Consider the following 2,836-nt stretch of genomic DNA (forward strand, 5'->3'; position numbering starts at 1 on the left):
CGATACCGACCTCACCAGGTTTTAGAGCTGTGTTGTTTCGAATGGTTCCAAAACTTTCATCTACTATCCCTTTCATCGCTGTTAGTTTTAGAGCTGTGTTGTTTCGAATGGTTCCAAAACAAAATTTACATATGTTGTAAAAAGCATTTAGTTTTAGAGCTGTGTTGTTTCGAATGGTTCCAAAACTAACTTTGTTGATAGCACCTTTCTGCCCATGTTTTAGAGCTGTGTTGTTTCGAATGGTTCCAAAACGACTCATAACGCTAATCGATTGTTCACTCAAGTTTTAGAGCTGTGTTGTTTCGAATGGTTCCAAAACCCCTGGTGGACTTGCTATTGTCAACGACCAGTTTTAGAGCTGTGTTGTTTCGAATGGTTCCAAAACAATGAACAATAAGTTAGATTGTGAAGATTGGTTTTAGAGCTGTGTTGTTTCGAATGGTTCCAAAACTTGCTATTAATAATGAGCAAGGAACAGATAGTTTTAGAGCTGTGTTGTTTCGAATGGTTCCAAAACAATGATTCCGGTACATGACGAGTTATTAGGGTTTTAGAGCTGTGTTGTTTCGAATGGTTCCAAAACTATAAGTTCTTCTATGTATAGTTTCGAGCGGTTTTAGAGCTGTGTTGTTTCGAATGGTTCCAAAACACTTTTTCAACCATTAGTGATTCGTTATCAGTTTTAGAGCTGTGTTGTTTCGAATGGTTCCAAAACCCGTTGGTTAAATTCTTGAAAATATCAAAGGTTTTAGAGCTGTGTTGTTTCGAATGGTTCCAAAACGACAAACCTATTCAGCAGCATCAGATAACGGTTTTAGAGCTGTGTTGTTTGTAATAGTTAAAAAGCTACTCAAAAAATGAGTAGCTTTTTAACTATTACAACTCTACACATAACTCATTCCTTTGTAGAAAAGGAAAACGGCTAGTGCGATAAAAAGTACAGTTGCTCCGATTCGCTGGCTAGTACTGTACATCCTTCTCTCCCATTTGACTGGGAAGATGACTGCTAGAAAGGCACCGCCTACTGCACCTCCGATATGCCCAGCTAGGCTGATTCCTGGAATCAGAATACTTCCAATGATATTTATCACAAAAAGCATCAGGTAGGATTGCCCTAACTGCTGGATATAGGGGCTGCGAGTCGCGTAGCGCAAAACGATAATCGCAGCAAATAGTCCGTAAAGAGAAGTGGATGCTCCTGCTGCAAGGACTTTCGGTGTAAAAGCAAACACAAAGAGATTGCCCATCATTCCTGATAAGAGATAGAGAAAGAAGAACTGCTTAGAGCCGAAAATCTCCTCCACCTGTCGTCCAAGAAAGTAGAGAGAAAGCATATTGACAATGAAATGCTCCCAGCCTATGTGCACAAATATAGCCGAAAAAAGGCGCCACATCTGCTCTGGGAACAGGCGAATGATCGGTCCATACATAGCTCCAAACTGAAACAGAGTTTTTACCCGATCAAAGTTGATGCCTGTAGTAATCAGCATCAAGAGAAATACCAAAGCTGTTACTAGGAGGAAAAAACTAGTAACAGGGTAACGTTTATCAAAGATTTCCTTCATAGATTAGCACCTCCTGAACGGGAATATCATGGTCTTCCGAGTTGAAATTCTGGATTTGACAAGGATAGATTGTACTCATGGTCTGACCAGCAAAATTCTCCAGATAGCGGTCGTAATAGCCTCCGCCATATCCAATCCGATAACCCTCTGTCGTAAAAGCCAAGCCCGGAACATGAATCAGATCAATCCGGGAGGTATCCACCACTTCCAAGTCCCCTTGGGGCTCCAGTAAACCAAAGGAAGTTTTTTTTAACTGCTGCGGATCGTAGACCACAAACTCCATGCGACCCTTGGGATAGGTTTTGGGTATCAAAACCTTTTTGCCGTCCTTCAGCGCCTGGTCGATCAGTTCCTGCGTTTGAAACTCATGCGAAAAAGAAAGGTAGGTTGCGATGACCTTGGCTTCTTGGTAAAAAGGATGATTCAAAAATCGTTCTGTTAAGGCTTGATCCATAGCAATTTTTTGCTTCTGAGGGATAGACTTCATTTCTTGCAAGACTTGCTTGCGCAATTCCGATTTCATAGACAAGCCCTCTACTCTGCTGCCTTCTTTTGGAGAAAGCTAGAGACCGCATCCACCCCAATGGCTAAGGCTTCTTCCTTGGGGCTCATCTGAGGGTGATGAAGGGCATAAGAACTATCGATACCTAACCAAAACATAACTCCGTCTACCTTCGAAAGGAGATAACCAAAATCTTCACCTGTCATAGCAGGCTCGATATCAATCAACTCGATTCCTTCTTTTTCCTCAAAGAAGGTCATCAGTTCACGCGCCAAGGCTGGATTGTTCTCAACAGGCAGGTAACCTCCTTGTTTGAGTTCGACTTCGACTTCCATACCAAAAGCTGCCGCAACTCCTTCTGCGACAGTTTTCACTCTCTTTTGCACCAAGAGGCTCATGTCCTGAGTCAAAGCTCGAATGGTGCCATGTAGAAAGGCTGTGTCTGTAATGACATTGTTGGTTGTTCCAGCTTGGAACACTCCAAAGGTCACCACTGCTCCTTCGATTGGATTGACATTGCGGCTGACAACTGACTGTACCTGGGTCACAAAGTAACTAGCGGCCACTAAGGCGTCATTGGCTTCATGTGGAAAGGCTGCGTGTCCTCCTTTTCCTTTGAAACGAATCTTCACCTCACAAGTCCCTGCAAAGAGAGTGTGTGTATTGGTCGCAATCTGGCCGACCTTCAGATCCGGACGAACATGGAGTCCATAAAACTGGTCTGGCAACCAGTCTCCAAAAGCACCATCCTCATACATGAGCATCCCAC

3 protein-coding genes and 1 CRISPR repeat array are annotated in these 2,836 nt (G+C 43.1%); all 3 genes read right to left on the reverse strand.

Features of this window, described 5'->3' with window-relative positions:
- Positions 1-18 precede the first annotated feature (18 nt).
- A CRISPR array of direct repeats spans positions 19-847; the repeat unit is 36 nt; unit sequence GTTTTAGAGCTGTGTTGTTTCGAATGGTTCCAAAAC.
- Between the two features lie 37 nt (positions 848-884).
- Positions 885-1,565 (reverse strand): rhomboid family intramembrane serine protease, encoded by a 681-nt coding sequence (locus HMPREF0849_RS08735; RefSeq protein ID WP_000658469.1) that lies wholly within the window; start codon positions 1,563-1,565, stop codon positions 885-887.
- Positions 1,549-2,088: a 5-formyltetrahydrofolate cyclo-ligase gene (locus HMPREF0849_RS08740; RefSeq protein WP_000834340.1), complete on the reverse strand. Its 540-nt coding sequence runs from the start codon at positions 2,086-2,088 to the stop codon at positions 1,549-1,551. Before HMPREF0849_RS08740 ends, HMPREF0849_RS08735 begins: the two co-directional genes overlap by 17 nt.
- Before the next feature lie 11 nt (positions 2,089-2,099).
- The coding region (locus HMPREF0849_RS08745; RefSeq protein WP_033605433.1) for an amidohydrolase at positions 2,100-2,836 on the reverse strand (737 nt) is incomplete at its 5' end.

The organism is Streptococcus sp. C300, from assembly GCF_000187645.1.
Classification (GTDB): domain Bacteria; phylum Bacillota; class Bacilli; order Lactobacillales; family Streptococcaceae; genus Streptococcus; species Streptococcus oralis_CQ.

Bases quoted from the DNA above. Each gene is read 5' to 3' on its own strand.
- HMPREF0849_RS08735 (WP_000658469.1), bottom strand. From the start codon at position 1,565: ATGAAGGAAATCTTTGATAAACGTTACCCTGTTACTAGTTTTTTCCTC.
- HMPREF0849_RS08740 (WP_000834340.1), bottom strand. From the start codon at position 2,088: ATGAAATCGGAATTGCGCAAGCAAGTCTTGCAAGAAATGAAGTCTATC.